The organism is Paenibacillus dendrobii (genome assembly GCF_009807035.1).
Lineage (GTDB): Bacteria > Bacillota > Bacilli > Paenibacillales > Paenibacillaceae > Paenibacillus_AQ > Paenibacillus_AQ dendrobii.
This window is the reverse complement of record NZ_WUBI01000007.1, coordinates 115,495-141,629: the sequence shown is the minus strand read 5'-3', so window position 1 is coordinate 141,629 and position 26,135 is coordinate 115,495. Positions and strand designations below refer to the sequence as shown.

The following is a 26,135-nucleotide window of genomic DNA, read 5'->3' as shown; positions in this document are numbered from 1 at the left end:
CTTGGACCGAAGGGTCCTGGGAGAGTAGGACGCCGCCAAGCATACATATTCCCTGATAGCTCAGTTGGTAGAGCACTCGACTGTTAATCGAGTTGTCACAGGTTCGAGTCCTGTTCGGGGAGCCATTTGCTCTCATAGCTCAGTAGGTAGAGTGCTTCCATGGTAAGGAAGAGGTCACCGGTTCGAATCCGGTTGAGAGCTCCATTTTATTCGCAGTGGCCCGTTGGTCAAGGGGTTAAGACACCTCCCTTTCACGGAGGTAACAGGGGTTCGAATCCCCTACGGGTCACCATTACTATTTAGCTTCGATTGGGGATGAGAACCTATAAGGGTTCGTCGGAGCATAAAGTTCGGTAGCGCTGCTTCGCAGTCTCGAACGAAGTGAGAGTATCCCCTACGGGTCACCATTTAAATTATTAGCCATATATATGGAGGCTTAGCTCAGCTGGGAGAGCATCTGCCTTACAAGCAGAGGGTCGGGGGTTCGATCCCCTCAGCCTCCACCATCATTTTACACATAATCCGTCCATACGTTGGACAAGATATATTAATCCACTAATGGGGATTAGCCAAGCGGTAAGGCAACGGACTTTGACTCCGTCATGCATAGGTTCGAATCCTATATCCCCAGCCAGTTAAGAGCCATTAGCTCAGTTGGTAGAGCACCTGACTTTTAATCAGGGTGTCGAAGGTTCGAGCCCTTCATGGCTCACTCCTATAAATATCGCGTTATAAGCTGTCTATTGTGAATAGATGGTTTTTTTATTTTTTACCCCCGTAATTGTTCATTAATATCATGAACAATTACGGGGGTTTATTATTAATAATCTTTGTAGTTTTGACTTTGAGCTTCAATTAGGGAAAGGGCATAATGAAGGGCTCGGGCCTGGTCATTCTGCTCCAAATAGAAGTCTAGGAGCTTTCTTTCATATCTCTCGATGGAGTAATTATCTCCACTGCTTCTGAAGAGAGGAAGGGCTTCCTCCTCAATGCATTGATAATATTGAGGCATTTGGTTCTGAAGAAGATAAAGCTGCAATTTAAAATCAATCATGCGCTTGTCTTTCCGCTCTGCAGCCAGCTTGTGTCCGTACTTGGCCAGTTGCAACAGTTCTGAAGAAGGAAGAATATTTCCCCGGTTTGCTGCAGTGATATAGCAGTCCAAAGTCGATAAATAAACGGAATTTTCCTTATCCATCAGTTGCATGACTTGCTGAAATAAGGTGCAAGATTCTACATAATCCCCTCTTTTAAGATGTTCAAAGGCCAAATTATGAATAAGCTTGGACTTCCGGTCTTCAGCTTGGCACAAATCACAGGTTTTAATTAAATTATGATATCGACTCACAATTTCGGGAAAGTTGCTCGCATCGGACATATTCAATTGGATGAGCATAAGTGATTCTGTATCAATAATACGCAACATATTTAAGGTTTGCCGGAAATAATGAAGAGCTTTTTCCCCGTAATAATATGCTGTGGTATTGGAATGAATGGCATGGTAGGCAATGGCTAGATGGTAATAGTACTCCTGTTCCGTATAATGGGACGAATCGATAGCTGTCAATATTTCAATGCAATCCCGGAATTGGCCGCTTAAGAAGTAATAGATCCCCAGCGAGTGCCGGAAGAAGTTCTCCTCAAATGGTGTGGCGGACGTATTGTCATTACGTATTTGGGTAATTAGGCGGTTGGCCAGGTCCAGCTGTATGTTATATAGATAATATCGGACCAAGAGCAAACGATAAGAAACACGATAGGAGGGAAGATCTTTTAACACCTCGCGATCAATGATCTCCTTAAGCTGTTCAACTTCGTCAGAACGCTGCATGACAATGGCATTATGCCAGGAGGATAGCAGTTGTCCTGTATGAAAATATCTTTTCATCTCGCTTGTCATGTCAATGCACAACCGTTCACAGAGCAGATCAATGATATCATTGGAGTACTCCGTGATTCCGCGCTCAATTTTGCTTAAATGAGTAATAGAACATATCCCTTGACCAAGTTCTCCTTGGGTTAGATTCTGCTGTTCCCGATAGAATTTAATGATTTGTCCCTCAGTCATGGTTCACCTCGATAGATCCGGATTACAAATCCGTAATTTTATCTATTATAGTTAAGAACCAGATTGTATTCCAGCAAGAAAAAACCAGTTAACGGAGCGTGTCATGAAGGATCATCATATACAGTAATTCAAAAAAAGGGACTCTGTCGTCATAAGCGCCTGCTGGCGCTGACAACCGAGTCCCTTTTCAGTGATGAATTGTTGTATAGAAAACTAACGCTGATTATTGCAATGCTTTAAGCAGATTATAAATCGTCTGCGCTGTTTCGGCGCGGCTTGCTGAAGCCTTAGGGATGAATTGTCCATTTTTCTGCCCCTGCATAATCCCTAAGTTAGAGGATTTCCCGACACTTGCAACTGCCCATGCGGAGATGGAGGAAGCATCCGTAAATGCAGCATCATTGCTTGCTGTATTGGATTTGTGGCTCCATTCATAAGCTCTCACCGCGAGCACAGCCATTTCTTCACGCGTAATCGGCTTGTTCGGAGCGAAGGAGGCTTCAGATACCCCTTGAATCAAACCGGCCTTATACGCTGCTGCAACGGCTCCTGAGTACCATGCATCCGATTTAACATCGGTAAAAGGTACAGAGGCTGCGCTAGTATCCAGTTTCAATGCACGTGCGATAAAGGATGCGAATTCAGCACGGGTCGTTTGAGCTTTAGGTGCAAAGAGAACTTCGCTTTGGCCGCTGACAATATGCTTCGCTGCCAATTCCGTAACGGCCTTGTTAGCCCAGTGGATAGCGCCCAGATCACTGAAAGATTTGTTATATTCGAGAATTGCATATTTGCTGAAATGAGACAATGAAGCCTGAACTTTATGGGAGGCTGCATCAACATCTCCACCAACATATTCCCATTGGCCGGATTTCTCATTCCAATAATATAAACCAAGGAGTGTTGATTGTAGTCCTTGTTCCGGATAGGAAATGGTTACTTGAACCTGTTCTGGGAAGCTCGGAAGAACGACCTTCTCGCCAGTAGACTTCTTGAAGTAAAGTTCCAATCCGTATGCGGTACCAGCCATTTTCAAGGACAAACCTTGTTCGGATGGAGTACCAGCTTTCATTTGCTCATCCGGAGCAAAACGGAAGACAATGGAACCGTTAGCTGCTTCCGCACCCGCTGCCTTAGTAAGAGCCTTAAGGACGGATGACGGGATAACGACGGATACCTGATCGGAATGAAGCTCCAGCACGTTATCTTTCAAAAGCTCACCGGCGTTCACCGGCAATTTAATATCCTTGTCAGGCGAAACGGCGATGCTTACTTTGCCGTTAGTCGCTTTCGATAATTGATCGGCCGTAATCGTTGTTCCCGTCGATGGTGTAAGGATCGGACTTGTTGAACCTGAGGTACTTCCGCCACCATTGTTGTTATTACCGTGGATTTTAATCTGGTTAAGGAAATAGTTCAAATCCTTGTTGCCGATTTTTTCTTGTGGAACGATGGCAGGATCGCTATTTTCACCGGCTTGCATAAAGTTATTGATGATGAAATTCACGTCAGTATCATTGACGATACCGTCCTGATTAATATCCGAACGTGGATTACTGGAGCCATAATCGGCCGCTGCCAGCTCCATATCGTAAATATCGACAACCTGATCACCATTAATGTCACCGGCTACGCTGATGCCAAGATTCAGACCGGATTGTACACCGTAAAGCTCTCCGTTTACTTCTTTGCTCAGGGCGATTTGTCTGAACAGAGTGGTATGGCCAGGAGTCTTCATATAGACCTTAAGCGGACGATCCGTTGCAGGAATGCCAGTGATATTGTATTCGCCAGTTTCCCCTACGGTTGCTTCGTAACGTTCTCCTGACTCGGATTCTGCGTATACCTCAATTTTTATTTTGCTGAAGTCATATTTTTGAGCGTCCAAAAACTCCCCATTCACAAGGAAAGCCTCTGGGCCAATATAACCATACAACCTGGAGTGCTTCGAAATAAAGTCGAAGTCTTCCAAGTTGAACACAGGGGTTACAACGGGATCCGATTCATTTACTTGATGAGTGGAAAAATCTGTAACATTAATATTCTTCTTTTTGTAATAGAATGAATCATCTACGACTTTGTAGGTAACATCCAGGAACGGGAAGCTTCCTTCCAGTCCTGCAAAATTCTCACCCGATAAATTAGCTTCAAACGCGGTGCTGTATTCTGTCTCTTCAGGTTCTTTAACATCAACAGTTGCACCTTTGGATTCAGCCAGCGCCTGAAATGCTGGGTTTACCTTAACGCTGTCCAAGACGAGATTGTCTAAAAAGTCATTTTCAACGACAAACTTGCCGCCGGCGAACTGAGTCGCGTTGGTCACGTTCAATGTCATCGTAATTGAATCGCCAAGCTGAACGCTCTTTTTGTCAAAGCTATTGGTTGCGTAAGTCGAACCTTTTTTGATAAAGGTAAGCTTGTTACCCGTCACCGGGCTGGCTGCGCTGGCCATATCGAATCCGAATAGTCTTAGCTGGTAAGGTTCTGTTTCATATTCTTCAGGTGTCACGCCAAACCGGAAGCTGCCATTATCCTCAATTTTGAGGAACCCGGAATACATTGGCAAATCATATTCATAGTAGGCTACCGTACTCGAATTTTGTTTGAGGTCATAACCTGCTTGATTCAGGATATCGACGGAGTCGTCATGAACACTGCCGTGAACCCATACGCCATGAATGGTTTTGCCATCCAAGGTCTCGTCTGTGAGCATGGAATCGTCCACTTCTACAACTGAAGGGGTAAGCGGCTGATCATTGAGGGTCATTTGAATATCCGGCCCTTGATTATCGACCACTACCACATTGTTCTTCGTATAAGTGGTTCCTTCTGAGTCATTGGCGATCATTTCAAGTGTATAGGTACCTTCAGGTACAAATCGTGCTGTTTCTGCCACTCCATTGTCCGTAAAAGGATACACATATCCTTTAAAGCCATTAGGAATATAGTAATCAAGGCCAGGCTGCGTACCAACAGCATCAAATGTGCCAAGGGTACCCAGTGCATTGCCGGATGAGTCTTTTAAAATAATATCGAAATATTCCATCGGACTCTTCAAATTGAATTCAAGCAAAGTGAAAAGGGAATAGAACTGATGATATGGCGTATCGTTGGTCACCGACGGCGGATCCATTTGAATGAAATCGATACCTTTGTCCGTCACTCGCGCAACAAAAGGCAATTGGAATTTATCTTCCGAATTGCTGCTGTTCACCAGCTGCAAATATCCTTCATAACGGCTGTTCAGCGTTTGATCGGATACATTCAATACTGCCGTGAAATCTTTGGATTCTCCCGGGCTGAGTGTAATCGATGCAGGAACGTCAAGGGAGAGGCTTCCATTGGCAGGTTTATATTTTGTGCTCAATAAGTAAGTCTTCGTATCGGTTCCACGGTTTTCAATTCTAAGATTTTTGCTTGCCGAACTGCTCGCTCCATTCTCGGTGTAGAGGCTGCCAAAGTTCATCGAGCCCGTGATATCCTCGACTTCAACATATTGATCATTTTCCACATTTAACGTACTGTCCAGTACTCTAACAGAAGTATCGGCATGGACCGCACGGTATGCATCGACGCGCCCAGCCCCCACTTCGTGGACGGAGTACTCTTTTTTCAGGTCAACGGATGTGTTCATCAAAGCTGTTTTCACATCAAAAGGCGTGTAATCCGGATGCTGCTGCAGGATCAGAGCGGCAATACCGGCAACATGAGGCGTAGCCATCGAAGTACCGGACATGCGGGTGTAGGCGATATCGTAGTTGCTTGCATGTTCAGGATCGTTCATGAACACGGGATAGGTAGAAAATACGGATACACCCGGTGCAACCAGATCCGGTTTGATGTCGTTGGTTCCGGCTACAGGGCCTCTGGAACTGAAATCAGCCAGCTGATCCCCACCCGAAACGGATTGATCTACGTTCTCGAATTTCAACGAAGGATTTTTCATATTCTTGATTCCTTCGCCATCTGCCTTCAGCATTTGGAAAGTAGGGATGAAATTCGAATGCTCTCCCAAATAGTCTGGAACCAAACCATCGGTATTGTTATAAATAATGATTGCGGCTGCGCCCGCTTTGACGGCATTGGCGATTTTATCGACAAAGGCAAGTTCACCGCGCGAGATTAATGCGATTTTACCGGTAACGTCAATATCGGCAAAATCCTCTTCATAACCAAGACCTGCGTAAACTACTTCAAATTCTTTGCCCTGTAGATCCCCGATTTGATCCTTAAAATCCTTGGCGAACAGCTTCAAGCCATAGACCGCATTGGATACGGAAAGCTGCTCAGTCTCAATGGCCTGATCAGACGCAAAAGTCTGTTCGCTCTCGCTGCCCGGTTCCGAAGTTGCGGGGGGAAGTTCGGTTTCGTCTTCGGGATCAATGATTGGAGGCTGAGCTCCACCTAGATCAGCACTGTAAACAGATGCCGTTACTGTGGGCACGCTTACAGGTACATCCGAGGCTCCTACTGTGATGGCCAGTGCACTGGCTCCCGGTGAACCGAGTGTTCCTGCATTAGGACCGTCGTTGCCTGCGGCTATCACGGAAACCACACCTTGAAGCATCGCATTATTAATCGCAACGGACGATGGGTTTAGCGGATCATTGACTTTGGAACCTAAGGAAAGGTTAATCACGTCCATGTCATCCTTGATCGCTTTGTCGATGCCGGCGATAACGCCGCTATCCTCGCCGCTGCCGCTTGGACCGAGCACGCGATAAACGTACAAGTCGGCATCTGGTGCAATCCCCATGACTGCATAATCGACGTTGTTGTTCTTCTGACCCGCTATGGTTCCGGATACATGGGTTCCGTGAGCTGTCGCATAATCTTCACCCAGACCGGGTTTGCCGGCATCGATCCAATCCTGCATGGTTGTTTCCATAGGATCAGCATCGTTATCGATGAAATCCCATCCCTTGACAGAAGCGGGATCAATGGATTTGGGATCTACACCTGCTGCAGCACGATATCCCTTATAAGCTCCCGTTAAATCAGGGTGATTGTAATCGATACCTGTGTCTAGGACACCGACTTTAACTCCTTTACCGGTGATGTTCTCTTCATGAAGCTTGTCCACTCCAATGTAAGGAACACTATCAGCCATACGCGTGGATATCCCTGCTACTCCTTGAGTGCCTTTCAACTCATTAGTAGAACTTCCATCTGAGGTATTGATCTTGAGCTGCTCTTCAGGAAGCTTGATGATACCGTCTTTCCAGATTTTTTTGACTAATCCGGATTTAAGAAGTTCTTTGACCGCCGTACCCGGCAGCGTCATGGAGACACCATTCATCGCGTCCGTGTACTCACGGTTAATGGTAATCAAATTAGCAGCAAAAGCCTGTTCGCTTTTCGTGACTTTCAGTTTGTTGATAAATGCTTTGAATTGCTCGTGGGATTGGCTGACCAGGCTTTCCGCCGTAGAGCGGGAAAGAGATCTTCCGAGAAGCGATTTGTTCAGAACGGCAACGGCTGCGGGGGATTGCTTGAATTCAACAATAATGTTCGTGAGTTTGGAATCCTCTGTGTTGATGCTGGGATCGATCGTATTGCTTGGTTTTGCCGTCAGTTGTTCGAGGGCTTTCCTCTGTTCCGGGCTGAGACTGTCCAGAATGGCCTGGGCTTTTGCCTGGTCAATGCCGGTTAAGCCTGCCGGAGATGCAGCATAGATCGGCGTGGCAAGCACAGAAGAGGCTACCAGCGTAGCTGCCAGGGCTCCGGACACCCAATGTTTAATGTTTCGGGCTTTCATTACATACCTCCAATTTATAATGTTTTGTTGCTTTACCGTGAAGCAATAAATAATTAATAATATACGGTGAATGTTTTTTTATTGTAAATTGGGGTAATTTGACTTCAGAAAAGCTCATGAAAGGGTAGAACGTAGTGAGGGGAATGGCATTTCGGAGGGCAAATCATTAATTAAATGCCATAAATAAGTATGGAGTTGGATGTAAAGAGAGATAGAAGGGATAACAAGGCCGGATTGATTACCCCAAAAACGGCGGTTTTGCCTAGATAAGAGCTCAAAAAGATGGAATCAGACCGTTCAAAATGAAGGACAAAAAATAATTTAATAAAAATATTGGAATATGCTTGACTCGAGGTAATTAACTATGGTAAGATCATTCTTGTCGCTAACGAGATAACGTTTACGAAAAGCAAACAATTCACGTTAGATATGACTGAAACTGACAGGTGAAATTCCTTTCGGTAATGTGCGCGTGTGGCGGAATTGGCAGACGCACTAGACTTAGGATCTAGCGTCTTTGACGTGGGGGTTCAAGTCCCTCCACGCGCACCAAGTTTTATGCGGACGTGGCTCAGCGGTAGAGCATCGCCTTGCCAAGGCGAGGGTCGCGGGTTCGATTCCCGTCGTCCGCTCCAATCATTTGCGCCCTTAGCTCAGCTGGATAGAGCGTTTGACTACGAATCAAAAGGCCAGGAGTTCGAATCTCTTAGGGCGCGCCATTATTACTTTAATATCGGGATGTAGCTCAGCTTGGTAGAGCACCTGGTTTGGGACCAGGGGGTCGCATGTTCAAATCGTGTCATCCCGATATTCATCTTTATTTTCCGTTTATGCGGGTGTAGTTCAATGGTAGAACTTCAGCCTTCCAAGCTGATAGCGTGGGTTCGATTCCCATCACCCGCTCCAAATTGTTAAATAACGACGCCGAAAGGCGTTTTTTTGTTGATATTCAGAAAAGTAACTATATATTGAGCACCGGTTCTTGAAAAGATATGGTTTCTGCGGAGACGGTCTGTCTGCTGTGAAAATACGGCACAGACCGTTTTTTATTTTCCGGACAACTCCCGGGAACAGTGAAATTTTTTTCTATAATGATTAACATTCATGAATCAGAAGCAAGCTAAAATGGGTAATGAATGGACAGGTTGAATTGAAAATGAAGGGTTCAGCCGACCCTCATAGCTTAGGGATATTTTGGATGTTAGAAAATCTGACTGAATAAATAATTAGGATGAGGACTAAATATGTAGGAAATTGTCATGCCAATGCTCAATATTTGCAGGTATACATAAATTAACCTGAAAATGCCGCATGCATAAAAATACTACAAGCAAGGAATGACGGGGATCAATATTTTTTTGCTTTATCGCGAAAAAGTGCAGATTTTCGATTTATTTTGTTGTATGATGTTTAGAAAGCGTTACAGAGACAGCAATACAAACGGGATGGAGATGGGAGGAGTAGCATGACTGAACTTACGGTTACCGCAAATAAGAGCAACTCAAACAACCTTCTGCGGCGTGATGTGCGATTCTTGGGAAATATACTCGGCGAAGTGCTTGTCCATCAGGGCGGCAACGAGCTTCTGGATATTGTTGAAAAGATTCGCGAGACCAGCAAGTCATTACGCTCTGTTTTTTTACCTGAATTGTATGAGGATTTCAAGACAATCATTAAGAATCTCGAGCCGGATATTCGCCACCAAGTGATCAGAGCCTTTGCGATCTATTTCCAATTGGTGAATATTGCGGAACAAAACCACCGAATCCGGCGTAAACGTGATTACGAAAGATCAGCCGGTGAAACGGTACAGCCTGGCTCCATTGAAATTGCAGTCCAGGATTTGAAGGATCGTCAATTCACTTATGCCGAAGTACAGGAGATTATTGAAAGTCTCTCGCTTGAGCTTGTGATGACGGCCCACCCGACGGAAGCGATGCGCAGAGCGATTCTAGACATTCATAAGCGGATCTCAGAGGATGTTATGCTACTGGATAATCCGACCCTTACCTTCCGTGAACGTGAGCAGCTTCGCGAAAAGCTTCTGAATGAAGTCATTACCCTCTGGCAAACGGATGAACTTAGAGCCGGGAAGCCAACGGTACTCGATGAAGTCAGAAACGGAATGTACTATTTCCATGAAACGCTGTTCCATGTACTTCCCGATGTCTATCAGGAGCTGGAACGGTGCTTGAATAAATACTACCCAGGCCATAATTGGCATGTACCTACGTACTTACGCTTTGGTTCCTGGATCGGCGGAGACCGCGACGGCAATCCGTCCGTAACTGCCGAGATCACCTGGGAAACGCTCCGGATGCAGCGCAAGCTGGCGATTCGGGAGTATCAACGGATCCTATCCGAATATATGCAGTATTTGAGCTTCAGCACTTCCATTGTCGAAGTATCCGAAGAACTTCTTGATTCCATCGCGGTCGATCGCACCAACGTTGAGGTTGTGAGACGCAGTGAATGGCTCAATGAGAAGGAACCTTACCGGATCAAGCTTGTCTACATGATGGAGAAGATGAGCAATGTATCTGATGACAGCAAGAAAGGTACTCTGGAGTCCTATAATTCTCCTGCGGAATTCATCGAGGATTTAAAAGTGATCGATCGCAGCCTGCGTTTCCATTACGCTGACTATGTCGCTGACACATATATTCAAAAGTTAATCCGTCAGGTCGAGCTTTTTGGCTTCCATACGGCTGCCCTGGATATCCGCCAGCACAGTCAAGAGCATGAAAACGCGATGAAAGAGATTTTGGCGCAGATCGATGTGACGCCTGACTATTCAAAGCTGTCCGAAGAGGAAAAGATTGCGCTTTTGGCCAAACTGCTGAGTGAACCAAGACCCATCACTTCTAACTATCATCAATACAGTGCGAGCACCAAAGAATGCCTTGATGTATTCCGCACGGTATATAAAGCCCAACAGGAGTATGGTAAAGAGTGTATTACGAGTTACCTGATCAGTATGGCTGAGGGTGCAAGTGATATCATGGAGGTTATGGTATTTGCGAAGGAGGTCGGATTGTTCCGTCAAAACAGTGACGGGACCGTGGATTGCACATTGCAGTCCGTACCGCTTTTCGAGACCATTGAAGATCTTCATGCCGCTCCGGAAATTATGAAGAGACTGTTCCATTTGCCAATCTATCGTCAAAGCATTGCTGCAAGAAATGATTTGCAGGAAATTATGCTTGGATATTCGGATAGCAATAAAGACGGCGGGGCCGTAACGGCGAACTGGGAGCTGCGCGTAGCACTGAAGGAATTAACAGCTGTTGCCGACGAGTCGGGCATTAAGTTGAAATTCTTCCATGGACGCGGCGGTGCTCTTGGACGCGGCGGCATGCCTTTGAACCGTTCAATTTTGGCTCAACCGGCTTCTACGATAGGCGGGGGTATCAAAATCACGGAGCAGGGCGAGGTTATTTCCTCCCGTTATTCCCTTAAAGGGATCGCATACCGTAGTTTGGAGCAAGCTACATCCGCTCTGATCACGGCAGCTATCAATAAAGAAACTCCTCAAGCCGATGATGCGCGTGAAGCGTACTGGGATGGAATTGTTAGAGAAATGTCGGAGGTCTCCCGGAATAAATACCAGGACTTGATCTTCCGTGATCCGGACTTCCTGTCATTCTTCAAAGAATCGACTCCGCTGCCTGAAGTGGGAGAGCTGAACATCGGTTCGCGTCCTTCTAAGCGGAAGAATAGCGATCGTTTCGAGGATCTGCGTGCGATTCCTTGGGTATTCTCATGGACGCAAAGCCGTTACCTGCTGCCGGCATGGTATGCTGCGGGAACGGGCATTCAGAATTTTTATCAGAATAAGGAAGAGAATCTGAAGATTATGCAGGAAATGTATGAGAAATTCTCATTCTTTACTTCATTGATTGATTCCCTTCAAATGGCGATTGCGAAGGCAGATATGGTTATTGCCCATGAATATGCGAATATGTCCAAAAACGATGAAGCGCGTCAGCGCATCTTCGGTCTGATTGAGGAAGAATTCAAGCTTACCTCCGAGTTGATTCTCAAAATCACCGGACAGAAGGAAATTCTGGATAATGTTCCTGTCATTCAGGAATCCATTCGCTTGCGCAATCCGTATGTCGATCCACTCAGCTACCTGCAGGTTCAACTGCTGAGCGAGCTGCGCGGACTTCGTGATAAGGATGAGGACGATGCCGAACTGCTGCGTGAGGTCCTTCTTACCATCAACGGAATTGCTGCAGGACTCCGGAATACAGGCTGATACATTCGTTATATTGTCATCATAGGAAAAGCCCATAAATGGAAAGCCCGGATTCAATCTGTTGAAACCCGGGCTTTCTTTTTTTTGACGACCTACGATTAACGTGGCGAAACTGCTGCGGAATGCGATTAGTCCTAAAGATAACCATCGGTTCGGAATTTTTGCTGTGTTTTTCTTCGATGTTAGAGGAGGTTATCTTGCATTTTTGCGGAAGTTGAATTACGATTTGAGTGATGTGAAAAAAAGCTCGTTACCCATCAGCAAGTCTGGGGGAATAAATTGGTGGATAATATAGAAAACAGGTTAACCAAACTGGCTCTTAAAGGGGACCAGCGTGCTTTTGCGGAAATTGTAGAGCTCTATAAGGATAAAATATATCATTTGGCCTACAGAATGCTGAGCAACCGCCATGAGGCGGAGGACATTGTTCAGGAAACCTTTCTGCGCGTATATAAAAATTTGGATCGTTATGATCCCAACCAGAAATTTTCTACCTGGATCTACAGAATAGCTACGAATCTGTGTATCGACCGCTTGAGGAAAAAGAAGCCTACATATTCCCTCGATGCGGAGATGAACGACCAGGAAGGCATGGATGGCTACTCGATGATTCCGAGCGATAACCGGACCCCGGAAAGCGAGACGCTTTTATCCGAAACGCAACAGATCATTTACCAGGCCATTGACAGCCTGCCGGCCAAGTACAAGTCGGTAATGATTCTGAGATATCTTCAGGATCTGTCACTTCAGGAAATTAGCGATGTTCTGGGAATGCCCGTCACTACAATCAAAACGCGGGTACACCGCGGGCGGGAGTTTTTGCGTAAAAAACTGGAGCCCAGATTATAAATTCCCTTTATTTTGTTGAAACATTCTAAAGAGTATTGCGTATTACAAGTTAAACAAGTCTTATGCCCTTAGAGAGGAAGAGGGTTCGAATACATTTATATGAATGAAAGGATTGGCTCATATGGAATGCAACTTGGCCGTCTCTTTAATGCATGATTATCTAGATGACGACTTGTCCAAGGACCAGCAGCTGGCACTTAAGACCCACCTGCTGTCCTGTCATGACTGTCGGATGCAGTTTAAAGAGCTGGAACAGACGGATATGCTGATGTTCTCCTTGAACCATCACGCGCCTTCTGCTCCTCTTGAGCTGACCCAGCGGATCATGAGTGCCCTGCCTCAGGAAAAGAAGCAGCAGCCTTGGCTTGGATGGATTAAAAGACATCCCGCGGTTACGGCGGCTGCTGTTTTCCTGATTGTCATGCTGATCAGTTCTGTCAGCTTCTGGGATCAGGACACACAACTCGTCGTCAAGGGAAGCGATCTGGATCAGGTTGTCATTGAAGGAGACACGGTAATCGTCCCTGCAGGAAAAAGCATTGCCGGAAATTTGACTGTGGAGAATGGGAAAACCAAGATCTACGGAGATGTGAACGGGAATCTGACGGTTATCGACGGATCCTTGTATCAGGCTTCTACTGCCCACATTTCGGGAAGGGTCAAAAATATCGATCAGGCTTTGGATTGGATCTGGTATAAAATAACAAATGTATTCTCGGACGTCGCCTACCGTTAATAATGCTTGCTGTACCTGAATTTTACGGCGCCTCTTTTCAGAAAGAAGGCGCCTTTTTGCTGGAATAAAGTATAAATTCATCCATTTTAGAGCTTCGGCCGCTTGCATCATGAAGTTGATCGTTATAACCTAGAAGATATAGGGGAAATTATATTAGATAGAGACCCATTTAACAATCAAGGGGAAGTGCGGGGGCCTAAGTATGAGTTATTTTGCGGATTTGACATGGAAAGAGTCCATTAAGGATCTAATCGATATTGCGATCGTTACATATATTATTTATCATGTCATCTTGCTCGTCAGAGGTACCAGAGCCGTTCAGCTGCTGAAGGGGATTCTGGTTCTTGTGATTATTTGGGCACTAAGTACATGGTTCGATTTGTATACGCTGAGATGGCTGATGAATCAGATCTTTAATTTCGGCATTTTTGCGATCTTCATTATTTTTCAGCCGGAGCTCCGAAGAGCGCTGGAGCAGTTGGGGCGCGGTAAGATTTTTGGACGATCATCGGCTGAAGATGAGGAGTTCAACAAACTGATCGGCGAAGTCATTAAAGCCGTGAATTATTTAGCACGTAGAAAGATTGGCGCATTGCTTGTTTTCGAGCGCCAAACGGGACTCAATGAATACACGGAATCAGGTATTCCGATGCAGTCGATGGTCAGCTCACAGCTGCTTATCAATATTTTTATCCCAAATACGCCGCTTCATGATGGTGCCGTTATTATTCAGAACAATCAGATTGCTGCGGCGGCATGTTATTTACCGCTTTCGGAGAACCCTTTTATTAGTAAAGAACTGGGTACCCGGCACCGTGCGGCCATTGGAATCAGTGAGGTCGGGGATGCTGTATCGGTAGTTGTTTCCGAGGAAACAGGCCAAATTTCACTTGCAATCAATGGACAGGTTGTGCGTGACATCAAGGAAGAGTCCCTGATTTCGAAACTATATGAAGAACTACGTCCGAATTCAACCCCTAAAGAAAAACGCCCGATGTTCTGGCGCCGGAAGGGGACTGATAAAGATGAATAAATGGATCAATAACAATAATTTCGCGAAAATATTGGCACTTGCGGTTAGTGTGTTATTGTGGAGCATGGTTCATTGGAATAATGATACTCCGACGCCTACCGCGAAAATCGATACAAGGATTATTGAAAATGTAAAAGTACAGCCCTATGGACTGGACGAGAAGAAATATATTCTAAGTGCGATGGATACGGATAGGGTCCGCATCGAGATTAAGGGCAAGAAGACAGATTTGCTCTCCGCATTTTCAGGCGAATATAAAATCAAATTGGATCTCAGCAATGCCAAGGTGGGAACCAGCACACTGCCGCTAAGTGTAGATATTCCTAAAGGGCTTGAGATCGTAAATATACAGCCGTCCACGGTAACCGTGAATATTGAAGAGAGAAACACGGCAACTTTCCCGGTTACCATCGTGACCAAAGGTGCGCCTGCAGAAGGGTATCAAATTGGTAAAATTACGCCTCAGCCGGCAACCGTAAAAGTAACACTTCCGGAAAGCGAGCTTCGCGAGGTCTCCAAGGTGCAAGGAACCGTGACAATAGACGGTGAGGACGGCTCGGTAAAAGAGAAAAGGATTAAGCTGACGGCTTATGACAAGAAGGGGCAGGAAATTGAAGGCGCCGTACTCGATCCATCAACGGTGACAGCCGATGTCATGATCTCACCTCCTTTTAAGGAGATTCCGATTGAGCTGCAGTACACAGGAAAGCTGCCTGAAGGGTTGGTTATATCCAAAGCCCAGCCTAATGTGACTAAAGTTAAGCTGTACGGTTCTCAAGAAGAACTGGCGGGAGTAAAGTCCTATACGAATATCAGTGTGGATCTGAGCCAAATCACGCAGGCGGGAACAATAGTTCTTCCTGTGGACTTGACGGCACCTTCCGGTTTTGAGAAAATCGAGCCTAGCTCCTTGCAGGTGGAAATCACCACGGTCTCCAATTCACAGAGGGTCATCAATGATATCCCGATTACGATCAAAAACGATGATAACAGCAACCTTCAGGCCAAGATTACGAATCCGGCTAGCCAAACAATGTCTTTGACACTCAATGGGGCTCCCGGACTGCTGAACAGTCTGACCAAAGATGATATCCAATTGATCGCAAGCGTAGGTAATCTAAAGCCGGGAACGCATGAAGTGACGCTGCAGGTTGTTCTGCCGCGTTATATCTCCCGTGTTGACCAGGGAAGTCCGCTCACGGCTACAATAGAGATTAAGGATAACTCGACCCCTGCTACAACCGATCCGGAAACCGGAACAGACGGAATAGGCAAGGATAAAAATCAAAACCAGGGCACCCATCCAGGAACAGGAACCGAGGATCAAGGGGGAGAGCCGGATGGAACCGTGGATAATCAGGAACCTTCCGGAGATTCGGGAGACACCGGAACGAACTAATTTCGAAGAACACGGATCGTGATTTTAATTTGAATTTTAAACAGGAAACATATAAAAAGGAGAACAATCATGGGGAAATATTTTGGAACTGACGGCGTACGCGGTGTTGCAAACAAGGAATTGACAGCTGAACTGGCATATAGCATCGGCCGCTGCGGCGGATATGTACTGACTGGGGACGTAGAAAAGCCAACCATTGTCATTGGGATGGACACGCGCGTATCCGGCGTAATGCTGGAATCCGCACTGGTGGCAGGCTTGTTGTCTATTGGTGCCCATGTGGCACGGCTGGGTGTGGTATCTACGCCTGCAGTAGCATATATCACGAGATTGCTGAAGGCAGATGCCGGGGTTATGATCTCTGCATCCCATAATCCTGTAGAAGATAACGGCATCAAATTTTTTGGAGGAGACGGTTTCAAGCTGTCTGATGAGACAGAACTGAAGATTGAAGCATTAATGGATGCCGAAATCGACCAATTGCCTCGTCCGGTTGGTAAGGACCTTGGCAACGTAATCGTTGACAATGAATCGAAATATAAATACTTGGAGTATTTAAAATCGACGATCAGTCATAGCTTTGACGGGCTGAAAATCGTGCTGGACTGCGCGAACGGCGCTGCCTATGAGTTGGCTCCTAAACTATTTGAAGAGCTGGGCGCAGAAGTCGTGAAGATTGGCGCAGAGCCTAATGGACTGAATATAAACGATCACTGCGGTTCCACGCATCCGGAGAAGCTGAAGGAAGAGGTCATCAAGGCGAAAGCGGACCTGGGTTTGGCTTTTGACGGGGATGCGGACCGCTTGATCGCGATTGATAACAATGGCGAAGAAGTAGATGGCGACTTTATTCTTTGCATCTGCGGAGATGCCATGAACAAGCAGGGCAAGCTGAACAAAGGAACAATCGTATCGACGGTAATGAGCAACATCGGCTTTTACAAGGCTACGGAGAAGCTTGGTCTGAAGACAGCTAAAACAGCCGTGGGTGATCGTTATGTCATGGAAGAGATGCGTAAAGGCGGTTATAACCTGGGCGGTGAGCAGTCCGGCCACGTGATTTTCCTCGACTACAATACGACTGGTGATGGCATTCTCACAGCCATTCAGCTGGCAGATACTATTTCGGGCTCCGGTAAAAAGCTCAGTGAGCTCAGAACGATGATGCGTCAGTATCCTCAGGTACTCGTCAATGTGCGCGTTGAGGATAAGAGCAAGTATGAAGGAAACCAAGCGATTGAAGGCGCCATTGCGGAAGTGGAAGGCATTCTTGGCGATAATGGCCGCGTGCTGGTGCGTCCGTCGGGTACGGAATCTCTGATTCGCGTTATGGCAGAAGGCCCGGATAAGGACCAATTGGATCAATATGTGAACCAGATTGTTGAGGTCGTGAAGCGGGAGTTAGTATAAGACCTGAGGTTTATTTTTGCAGCAAAATGAAGGAACTTTCATCATAGGCCGGTGAAACTAATGTTCAGGTTTCATCGGCTTTCCTGTAGGGTGAATATGGGGAAAGAGCGCTTGGCAGGGGTTATATGCCGGATTGCCAAAGTGGCCCGACTTGAATATAATAAAAACTACGTTTGTCGAAAGTTTTCTGAAAAGACAGACAGCCGTTGAAAAGTTCTGAAATTAATGTCATTCAAAAATAGAAAGCGGGGATCGTGAGGTACATTATTAAAAGCGCCAGAACTTGGGCTTAGCGCGAGGAAAGAATTCGTATGCATCACTTGATCTATTGAGCTCATGTGATGCAACGGATTCACGGCAGCACCAAGTTGACGAGGTGAAGGTGTTCGAAACATTCGGCGGGGACCTTCCGGTGATTCACCAGAACCGAAAACCGAAAACGGAAAATGGATGGGCGACCGTTCACACAACGCTTCCGGTGGGTGAAACGAAAATCATAATTCATGAGTGTGCGGGCATGATAGCAATAAGTGCGCAGCAGCCAGATCAGTACATTCGTGAAACGTACCTTGTAAACTTCATACAATGTTTGTTTTTCCGTACTCTCTGGCTATGCCGCACGGCTGTTCCTGCACGCTCTCTAAACCCATTTTGGAGAAGTGAACGGAGGAATTTTAATTATGTGTGGTATTGTTGGATATATTGGTCAAAAAGATACGCAGGAAGTATTGCTCGAAGGGCTCAAAAAGCTGGAGTATCGTGGGTACGATTCCGCAGGGATCGCTGTGTTCACCAATGAGGGATTGCAAATTGCCAAGGCGAAGGGCCGGATCGCCAATCTGGAGTCGAAGCTGGAGGAAGCTCCGCTGGTGGGAAGCGCAGGGATCGGACATACACGCTGGGCAACCCACGGTAAACCATCGGACGTCAACTCGCATCCGCATACGGACAACAGCCATAAGTTTTCGGTTGTGCATAACGGCATTGTCGAAAATTATTTAGAGCTGAAGGATGAGCTGATTGCCGAGGGACATCTTTTCGTATCGGAAACAGATACCGAAGTGATCTCGCACCTGATTGCCCGGGAATACCAAGGCGATATCGTCAAAGCGGTGCAAAAAGCTATTACGCATATGCGTGGAGCATTCGCGCTTGGCGTACTGACGGAATATGAACCGGATAAACTCGTTGCTGTTCGACAAGCAAGTCCGCTGATCATCGGGATCGGGGAAGGTGAGAACTTTATCGGTTCGGATATTCCAGCGATTCTGCAATATACGCGTAATGTGTATATTCTGAATGACGGTGAGATGGCCGTACTAACGAAAGACTCTGTCGAATTGATGACCATTGAAGGGAATTTTATTTCTCGGGAAATGATTCATGTCGACTGGGATGCGGTCACGGCGGAAAAAGGCGGCTTTGAGCATTTTATGCTTAAAGAGATTCATGAACAGCCAAAAGCATATCGTGACACGATGCGCGGACGGATTGACGAATCCGGTAAAAAGGTTGTTCTGCCTGAGCTCAAATTGACTCCGGAACAAATCAAAGGCATTAATAAAATCCAGATCATAGCATGCGGTACGGCTTATCATGCAGGTCTTGTTGGACGAAATGCGATTGAATCGTTGGTACGGATTCCGGTAGAGACGGATGTTGCTTCCGAGTACCGCTACCGTTCGCCAATCGTTACGCCTGATACACTCGTGATCGTCGTCAGCCAATCGGGTGAAACGGCGGATACCCTGGCAGCCCTTCGCGAAGCGCAGTCCCATGGTGCCCATGTGTTGGCTATCACCAACGTGGTGGGAAGCTCTATTGCCCGGGATGCGGATGATGTCATCGTAACGCTGGCCGGACCGGAAATCGCGGTCGCTTCGACCAAAGCATACACTTCCCAGTTGATTGCCTTCTACCTGCTCTCCCTGTACCTTGCGGAGGTACGCGGCACGCAGGCACCGGAAGAGATCGCACAGATTATTGCTGCCATGCAGGCGCTGCCTGAGCAGCTCGACAGCATGCTAGCGAAGCCGGAAGCGATTAAAGCCTATGCAGAACAGATTTCCAAGCATGAGCACTTATTCTTTATTGGACGGGGAATCGATTATGCTGTGGCACAGGAAGGCTCGCTCAAGCTGAAGGAGATTTCCTATATCCATTCCGAGGCATATGCAGCCGGTGAACTGAAGCACGGTACACTAGCCTTGATCGAAGAAGGCATTCCGGTAATTGCCCTGGCAACTCAAGAAGCAGTGCTTGAGAAGACCGTAAGCAACATCAAAGAAGTTAGCGCCCGTGGCGCTGACATCATGGCGATTACGCATGAAGAGCATGTTGCTGGCCTGCTCAAATCCGTAAATCAAGTGTTCGCCATTCCCAAAACAATGCCACTCCTTACACCGGCATTGTCTGTGGTACCGTTGCAGCTACTCTCTTACTACGCTTCCCTCGCCAGAGGAAACGACGTGGATAAGCCGCGGAATTTGGCGAAGAGTGTGACGGTAGAGTAATCGGAGATTAGCATTTAATAAATATCCTGATTCATCACAACACTTTATTGTTCTGAACAATAAAGTGTTGTTCTGATAATCTCAATTACAATAGAGTTTTGTTCTCAACGATGATACTGTATAAAAAGTCCCGATGATATACATCGGGGCTTTTTTCTATTTGAAGGAGTGGCAATTGATTTCGGCCAAATTAGCGCTTCAGCTCAATAATTATAATTGGCTGAAGAGTGAATTCAATTTGGCGCTATATTAGAGGAACAGGACATATCTGAGTTTAATACTCAAAAATTACATATTTACTAATAATAAGTGAGTTAACTATACTGCTTATATATAGTCAGAGTTTTTGAAGAGGAGGATTGTAATAAAGGATTGCGCTTTATGGTAGCGCTTTATTTTTTGTTGGAGATGAGAAATAGTGGAAATGTAGATGAGGTGTGAGATGAATAGACAAAGTTCTTTTATTCGGTTGTTAAAGTATATGAGAAGATATAAGTTACTATATGTATGTTTGATCATCACAATGGTAGCGGGCACCTTTCTAGAACTCTCTGTCGCGTGGTTTTTGTCTCTTATAACAAACGCTGCTGTAAAAGGAGAAGTTGAGGCTTGGTCCAATTTGATTTTGATTGCTGTTGGAATTTTGTTTTTTATAGCTTTGAACTCATATGTAGATACATATTTTAAACAAAAAGCATCTCTAAAGGTAAGAAACGACATTCGGCTGGATACATTAGACCATGTCTTAAGATTACCTCAATCGTATTACGATAAGAATCATTCAGGTGAATTGCTAGCTCGTTTCACAAGTGATAATCAAGCTGTGGGCGAAGCAAGTGGTAATATTATCATGGGTCTTCTTAAAAATCCGTTACTAGCACTTTGTGCGTTTATTTATTTATTAAACATTAACTGGCCACTCGCCTTGATTTCAATTTCAATAGGACCGCTGATGATATTGGTAGGGAAACTATTCGGTGAAGCGATGCGTAAGAAGAGCATTATTCTGCAAGAAGCGATGGGTTCGGCGACCTCATTCTTGCAAGATGTATTGAGCGCCAGTGTTTTATATAAAATTTTTGGTCTAGAGAAGAAAATCTCGAAGCAATATCAGCAGTACAGTACAACGATATCTGAAATCGAGCGGAGTCAGGGGAAAGTTCAAGGGAGTGCAAATGCGATATCAGGAAGTATTGCGAATCTCAGCTTTATTATTGCCATTCTAGTTGCGGGCTACTTTGTTGCCAAAGGGAATCTGGAAGTAGGGGCTATGCTCGCATTCATTCAACTCATGAACTATCTTGTTCAGCCGTTTTCAATACTACCTGCGCTTTGGTCAAATATGCAGCAAGCATTAGCGGGTGCCGAGCGGATCTTTCAGATCATTGATGCACCTAAGGAATACGAAACACTTCCAGAACAAGGGCGTGCAAAATCTTTTAGGTCTTTAACGATATCTAATGTTGGATTCTCTTATTCAAATTCTAAGGAAGACTTGGTTCTTAGAAACGTTCACTTCCATGTAAAGGCAGGTCAGACGATAGCCATAGTAGGCGGTAGTGGGGGAGGGAAATCTACATTATTTAAATTATTGCTTGGGCTGTATTCTCCGACAAGCGGAAGGATTGAAATTGATAATAGAAGTGGAGAGTCAATGGCCCTAAGGGAATATCGGGATTATTTCTCGCTTGTTCCTCAAGAGACAATTCTTTTCACAGGAACGATTAGAGATAATATTTTGGATGGTAACTTGGAGGCAGATGAGGCAAGTGTTATTGCAGCAGCAAAGAAAGCAAATGCTTATGATTTTATTATGAAATTAAGTGAAGGCTTTGATACAGCAATTGGGGAGCGAGGCAGTCGGTTGTCAGGTGGACAAAAACAAAGGATTGCCATTGCAAGAGCAATTTTACGAGATGCACCCATATTGCTATTAGATGAGGCGACGGCAGCTTTAGATAACGAATCCGAGAAGATCGTACAGGATGCTTTAGCAAAACTAATGGTAGGAAAAACAACGCTAGTTATTGCACATCGTCTGACTACGGTTCAAAATGCAGATTTAATTTTAGTCATGGAAAATGGGAATCTTGTTGAACAAGGTACGCATAACGAGTTACTTCTGGCTGGTGGTCGATATCATTCTCTGTACTATACGCAATTAGAAAATGAAGGTACTGAAAATATTATTATGGAAGCGTAGCTATCATATAAAAAATAATGCTTTTCATTGCAGTATCGACGCTTACGACTTTGTTAAGAAAGAAGAATACATGCCATGGTTACGGAAGAAGCGGGAGACGTCATCGAACACCACTTCAATGAGCTCGTTCGGCAGGTTGCCGAAATCGTCCGAGTTTGGATCCTGGCATGAATGTGATATTCTCTTCATCGCCTTGGGTCCTATGCTGGAAAAGCAATTCATCAGTCGATCGCGCAGCCATGATCACCTTCTCTACAAAACGAACACGATAGGATTTTTAATCAAAAATACCAAAGAAAATACCCCAATATCATATGATACAGGGGTATTCACTTTGGTATTACTAGAGGATTATATACTTAAGCCAGTGTTTGTAAAATGTGGTTTAAAGGCAAAACGGATGAGTAATGTCTAACATTAATAGTAACTGTTTGCAACCGTTAATTGACCTGAACCCAGTACACCCATAGTACTGACAGAGAAGCCTATACTATAAGTAAATACAGCTCCACTTACTTTTTCCTGAGTCGATGGTGATACAGAATTCTTCGTCATAGTAAGAGAATATTGATCATTAGGTGCATGTAATGCATCGACAAATGGTATCTTTACACCACAAACTTTACTGCCAAATTGGTATACTTGTGGGCCAACTCTATTAACCACTGTTGAAGTTGGAGTCCAATTCACGGCAAGATTTAATAATGTACCAAAGGTAAGTGTCGGTTTAGAAATCGTTAATCCACCAGTCTGGCTAGTCGTTATATTTCCCCAATTTGCAATAGTAATTTCATCTTTATTCGCAGAACTTGAAGGAGAACTAAGGACTTCGGTTCCTGTGACATTAAATACATAGAATGGGTTAACATTTGGTTGAAGAACATTGTTGTAGTAATATTTATGACTAACAATCTTCATGCCGAATCCATCGGTTTGAGGACTAACTCCGTTATAACTATATACATTCGAAAATGCGTTTAGTGTGATCTCATATCTATAAACGTTACCAGGTCCGTCAGAGTATGTAAACGTTTTAGTGTCACTATCTGTTGCAGGATTTGCTAACAATGATATTCCATTTGCAGCTGCACTGCTGTTCGTTGTATCTTCTGTCACTACAGGAGTAAAAAGGTTTACCCACCAATGTTCTTTAGTAATGTCTTTAACAATTTCTAATGCATTTTCATCCAAATCGCTGAGAACTGGTAATGTAGTAGTTGAAATTTCAAACATGGATAATTCTCGTGTACCCTTCTTCATTAAATAAAGTTGAATCACGTCTGAATTACTTAAGGACTGACTAAACAGGAGTTTATTGTCAGGAATATTCTTGATTATTGATAGATTCGGCACATCAAAGTCTGAAGTTTGATCAGCACTATCTCCTACAATTGTATTGGTTGAGGATTCCGATTTGTATAACTTTGAAGAAATGTCTATTGAATATGTTGCATCATTGTAAGATACAGTTCCTGCTAGATTTAACTCGTTGTTATGTAACGTGACATTATCAAGATTCAGAGTCGCATCTTGTAAATTGTCAAGCATTCTTGAACCATCGGAGCTTAAATTCAGATTTACTTTCCCTGAAACTTCTGTTGGCACATTAGAAGCTGTTTGCGCGTTAGCCGCATTTGTGTTGTAAGGTATACCGCACGTGACAAGAAGTGCACAAATCAAACCAAGTACGAGATTCCTCACCTTTTTTTTTGACATAACAAATACCTCCAATTAATATAATAGTATGCAGTTAAATACTATCTTTTAAGTAATATACTGTCAATAATAACATTTGAAGTAAAATCGGAAGTTGGAATTGTTCTCTGCCTGGTGTATTTCTTAATCTGTTTGTTGAACGATTCAATTCATTTCGTAGAATGGATGTTTCTCCAGATTTCCTTTGGGGGCTTTAGAACGTGAAAATATAGAGATTCTCCCGTAAGTGTTTAACGACTTTTGGATAGATAGTTTCTAATTATCTTAGAAATCCTTAAGAGCAGTTTGTTCGTCTTCCGCACGGGAACATGAAGACATTTACAAATTCCAGGTGATTGTAACGTCTTTCTGCATTGGCCAATTACATTGAAAAAGGGGAAAATAAATATGAGAAAAAACTCAAAAATGTACGGAGCAGCACTCTTAGGTGCATTATGCATTCTTATCATCATTTCAATCTCATTTAATGTGTATCAATACAAAACATTAAATTCAGAAAGAAACAACTATAACAATTTATCTGAAAATTATATGAAAAATCACGAATTAACATTTTCAAATGTCTTTGCTTTAATGGGAAATACAGAAATAATGGAATACATCAAAACGCCAGACCATGTAAGTGAGGTCATTGAAGGAATTTTAACATCAGATCTTTATTATCTAGCTTCGTCAAACTTTATAACGGGTACTAAACTACCAAACAAAAGTACATCCACACTAAATACACGGTATTTAATTGAAAATGGCTATTTAGCTGAACTAAAATCTTATCGAACCTATCTTAGTACCAAACAAGACGGTCCTTACGAGGATTTTAACCAGATTTCGCTCGTGATGAAGGATCTGCAGACGATTTCAAGTTGGCTTAAGAATAAATATGAAAACCATGACTACGCATTTTATAATGATAGGGATTTTTATCGAGAAGTTTATAAAGACCTTCAAAGCAATATTAAAAAACATTATTTTAGTGGCTTTAATACTGAGAATACATAAAGAACGTTGTATAACTGGTCGACTAACATTTACAGGACACTAAATTTGATAAAATGGGTAGTTGGTTGTTGAGTAAGAAAAGTTCTAGAACCGCTAAGCCGAATCGAAAAAGGAAAACTTGCAAAAGAAAAAAAATCTACTTAGTAGAATGAAAATTAATGATTCTGTTATCTATTGTTCTCCGATGTGCTGTTTAATGCAGCGCTTGGCTTGTTGTGCTTGCTGCTGCTTGTTATGCGTACACTTAATTTTTACCCGTCGCTTTTTTAGGAAGTGCGGGCTTCTGTCGCAGGGTTCGGTGCATCGGCTATCAACAAAATAGACACTGCGAAGAAGAACAAGAGGGATGGAGAGGTCAATCGCCCGGCCTTCTCCATCCTTTGTTGTGGGCCGGTCAGTATTGAAAGGAGTCAGCTAAATGATGCTTGCCACAGAATATAGTGAGCTTGATCAAACGTATGCCGTCTATCAGTTCAAAGTTAGAAATGCCCATATCATCAATTACAATTACATTCTCGTAGATCTTCAAAGCGGTAGGTCGGCCATTATTGATCCTGCGTGGAATCTGGATTTGATCAATAGGGTTTTCCATGAAATCGGCACTCAGCCGGACACGGTCTTGTTAACACACGCTCATCATGACCATGTTAATTTGGTGGAGGAAATGGTGAATCGGTACAATGTACAGGTTTATATGTCGAAGACGGAGATCGAGAGCTATGGGTTTTCAGCGGGAAATTTAATCCCGGTAGAAGATGGGGATACGATTCCATTAGGCGATACACGGATTACTTGTTTGCTCACTCCAGGACATACTGCAGGAAGTCTTTCTTTTCTACTCAAAGGATGTATGTTTACAGGTGATACGATTTTTATCGAGGGCTGCGGAGTATGCGATATGCCAGGCGGTTCCCCGGAGCAGATGTTTCATAGCATCCAGAAAGTAAAAAGGTATGTAAATCCTTCTGTTCGTATTTTCCCCGGGCATTCATTCGGTAAGGATCCCGGATATCCGCTAAGTTACTTATTAGAGAATAATATCTATTTTCTTATAGATGAGCTAAGCCTGTTTGTGAATTTCAGAATGCGAAAAAACCAGATGCATCTATTTGATTTTAAATGAAAGGAGGTAGAGAGGAGTGGATCGTACAGTCGGTATTTCCTAGAATATTAATGTTAAAACGAAAAGC

General features: G+C 44.3%; 13 protein-coding genes, 11 tRNA genes and 1 pseudogene. 21 read left to right on the top strand and 4 right to left on the bottom strand.

Features of this window, described 5'->3' with window-relative positions; all coding sequences use genetic code 11:
• Positions 1–49 precede the first annotated feature (49 nt).
• From GRF59_RS27930 to GRF59_RS27905, 6 genes are all read left to right on the top strand, one after another.
• A tRNA-Asn gene (locus GRF59_RS27930) sits at positions 50–125 on the top strand.
• Between the two features lie 3 nt (positions 126–128).
• Positions 129–204 (top strand) — tRNA-Thr (locus GRF59_RS27925).
• A gap of 13 nt (positions 205–217) precedes the next feature.
• Positions 218–292 (top strand) — tRNA-Glu (locus GRF59_RS27920).
• A 138-nt stretch (positions 293–430) separates the two neighbouring features.
• Positions 431–506: transfer RNA gene (locus GRF59_RS27915), tRNA-Val, on the top strand.
• Positions 507–559: 53 nt separating this feature from the next.
• Positions 560–634, top strand: a tRNA-Gln gene (locus GRF59_RS27910).
• A gap of 5 nt (positions 635–639) precedes the next feature.
• A tRNA-Lys gene (locus tag GRF59_RS27905) sits at positions 640–712 on the top strand.
• Between the two features lie 108 nt (positions 713–820).
• On the opposite strand, the gene GRF59_RS27900 is transcribed toward GRF59_RS27905, so the two are convergent.
• The 3 genes and pseudogenes from GRF59_RS27900 to GRF59_RS27895 form a co-directional block, all read right to left on the bottom strand.
• Positions 821–1,888 (bottom strand): transcriptional regulator, encoded by a 1,068-nt coding sequence (locus GRF59_RS27900; RefSeq protein WP_237392102.1) that lies wholly within the window; start codon positions 1,886–1,888, stop codon positions 821–823.
• A 33-nt stretch (positions 1,889–1,921) separates the two neighbouring features.
• Positions 1,922–2,068, bottom strand: a pseudogene (locus tag GRF59_RS30340) (helix-turn-helix domain-containing protein); the annotation flags it as partial.
• A 223-nt stretch (positions 2,069–2,291) separates the two neighbouring features.
• A complete protein-coding gene (locus tag GRF59_RS27895) occupies positions 2,292–7,826 on the bottom strand; it encodes a S8 family serine peptidase (protein ID WP_160500999.1) in 5,535 nt (1,844 codons plus the stop codon).
• 468 nt (positions 7,827–8,294) lie between these two features.
• Here GRF59_RS27895 and GRF59_RS27890 point away from each other — a divergent pair.
• From GRF59_RS27890 to GRF59_RS27830, 13 genes are all read left to right on the top strand, one after another.
• Positions 8,295–8,378 (top strand) — tRNA-Leu (locus GRF59_RS27890).
• Between the two features lie 8 nt (positions 8,379–8,386).
• Positions 8,387–8,461 (top strand) — tRNA-Gly (locus GRF59_RS27885).
• A 7-nt stretch (positions 8,462–8,468) separates the two neighbouring features.
• Positions 8,469–8,545, top strand: a tRNA-Arg gene (locus GRF59_RS27880).
• 15 nt (positions 8,546–8,560) lie between these two features.
• Positions 8,561–8,634, top strand: a tRNA-Pro gene (locus tag GRF59_RS27875).
• A 24-nt stretch (positions 8,635–8,658) separates the two neighbouring features.
• A tRNA-Gly gene (locus tag GRF59_RS27870) sits at positions 8,659–8,732 on the top strand.
• Positions 8,733–9,291: 559 nt separating this feature from the next.
• Positions 9,292–12,087 carry a phosphoenolpyruvate carboxylase gene (gene ppc, locus GRF59_RS27865; RefSeq protein WP_160500998.1) on the top strand — a complete coding sequence of 932 codons (2,796 nt, stop codon included), beginning with the start codon at positions 9,292–9,294 and terminating at the stop codon, positions 12,085–12,087.
• A 282-nt stretch (positions 12,088–12,369) separates the two neighbouring features.
• A complete protein-coding gene (gene sigW / locus GRF59_RS27860) occupies positions 12,370–12,936 on the top strand; it encodes an RNA polymerase sigma factor SigW (protein WP_160500997.1) in 567 nt (188 codons plus the stop codon).
• A gap of 121 nt (positions 12,937–13,057) precedes the next feature.
• Positions 13,058–13,672 (top strand): zf-HC2 domain-containing protein, encoded by a 615-nt coding sequence (locus GRF59_RS27855; protein ID WP_160501008.1) that lies wholly within the window; start codon positions 13,058–13,060, stop codon positions 13,670–13,672.
• Positions 13,673–13,874: 202 nt separating this feature from the next.
• Entirely contained in the window at positions 13,875–14,705 is an 831-nt protein-coding gene (gene cdaA / locus GRF59_RS27850) for a diadenylate cyclase CdaA (protein ID WP_160500996.1), read from the top strand.
• The gene (locus GRF59_RS27845; protein ID WP_160500995.1) at positions 14,698–16,104 is read left to right on the top strand and encodes a CdaR family protein; all 1,407 of its coding nucleotides are present in this window, start codon (positions 14,698–14,700) and stop codon (positions 16,102–16,104) included. Before cdaA ends, GRF59_RS27845 begins: the two co-directional genes overlap by 8 nt.
• Positions 16,105–16,173: 69 nt before the next feature.
• The gene (gene glmM, locus GRF59_RS27840) at positions 16,174–17,514 is read left to right on the top strand and encodes a phosphoglucosamine mutase (RefSeq protein ID WP_160500994.1); all 1,341 of its coding nucleotides are present in this window, start codon (positions 16,174–16,176) and stop codon (positions 17,512–17,514) included.
• Positions 17,515–18,194: 680 nt separating this feature from the next.
• Positions 18,195–20,027: a glutamine--fructose-6-phosphate transaminase (isomerizing) gene (gene glmS, locus GRF59_RS27835; protein ID WP_160500993.1), complete on the top strand. Its 1,833-nt coding sequence runs from the start codon at positions 18,195–18,197 to the stop codon at positions 20,025–20,027.
• Between the two features lie 442 nt (positions 20,028–20,469).
• Positions 20,470–22,230: an ABC transporter ATP-binding protein gene (locus tag GRF59_RS27830; RefSeq protein ID WP_160500992.1), complete on the top strand. Its 1,761-nt coding sequence runs from the start codon at positions 20,470–20,472 to the stop codon at positions 22,228–22,230.
• Positions 22,231–22,647: 417 nt separating this feature from the next.
• On the opposite strand, the gene GRF59_RS27820 is transcribed toward GRF59_RS27830, so the two are convergent.
• A complete protein-coding gene (locus GRF59_RS27820; RefSeq protein WP_160500990.1) occupies positions 22,648–23,946 on the bottom strand; it encodes a hypothetical protein in 1,299 nt (432 codons plus the stop codon).
• Positions 23,947–24,333: 387 nt separating this feature from the next.
• On the opposite strand from GRF59_RS27820, the gene GRF59_RS27815 reads away from it, so the two are divergent.
• Together GRF59_RS27815 and GRF59_RS27810 are read left to right on the top strand one after the other, a co-directional pair.
• Complete coding sequence (locus GRF59_RS27815; protein ID WP_160500989.1) at positions 24,334–24,945, top strand: hypothetical protein; 612 nt, start codon at positions 24,334–24,336, stop codon at positions 24,943–24,945.
• A gap of 418 nt (positions 24,946–25,363) precedes the next feature.
• Complete coding sequence (locus tag GRF59_RS27810) at positions 25,364–26,068, top strand: MBL fold metallo-hydrolase (protein WP_237392101.1); 705 nt, start codon at positions 25,364–25,366, stop codon at positions 26,066–26,068.
• Positions 26,069–26,135 lie beyond the last annotated feature (67 nt).

Coding starts and splice junctions, on each gene's coding strand:
- GRF59_RS27900 (WP_237392102.1), bottom strand. CDS start 1,888: ATGAAAAGATATTTTCATACAGGACAACTGCTATCCTCCTGGCATAAT.
- GRF59_RS27895 (WP_160500999.1), bottom strand. CDS start 7,826: ATGAAAGCCCGAAACATTAAACATTGGGTGTCCGGAGCCCTGGCAGCT.
- ppc (WP_160500998.1), top strand. CDS start 9,292: ATGACTGAACTTACGGTTACCGCAAATAAGAGCAACTCAAACAACCTT.
- GRF59_RS27855 (WP_160501008.1), top strand. CDS start 13,058: ATGGAATGCAACTTGGCCGTCTCTTTAATGCATGATTATCTAGATGAC.
- cdaA (WP_160500996.1), top strand. CDS start 13,875: ATGAGTTATTTTGCGGATTTGACATGGAAAGAGTCCATTAAGGATCTA.
- GRF59_RS27845 (WP_160500995.1), top strand. CDS start 14,698: ATGAATAAATGGATCAATAACAATAATTTCGCGAAAATATTGGCACTT.
- glmM (WP_160500994.1), top strand. CDS start 16,174: ATGGGGAAATATTTTGGAACTGACGGCGTACGCGGTGTTGCAAACAAG.
- glmS (WP_160500993.1), top strand. CDS start 18,195: ATGTGTGGTATTGTTGGATATATTGGTCAAAAAGATACGCAGGAAGTA.
- GRF59_RS27830 (WP_160500992.1), top strand. CDS start 20,470: ATGAATAGACAAAGTTCTTTTATTCGGTTGTTAAAGTATATGAGAAGA.
- GRF59_RS27820 (WP_160500990.1), bottom strand. CDS start 23,946: ATGTCAAAAAAAAAGGTGAGGAATCTCGTACTTGGTTTGATTTGTGCA.
- GRF59_RS27815 (WP_160500989.1), top strand. CDS start 24,334: ATGAGAAAAAACTCAAAAATGTACGGAGCAGCACTCTTAGGTGCATTA.
- GRF59_RS27810 (WP_237392101.1), top strand. CDS start 25,364: ATGATGCTTGCCACAGAATATAGTGAGCTTGATCAAACGTATGCCGTC.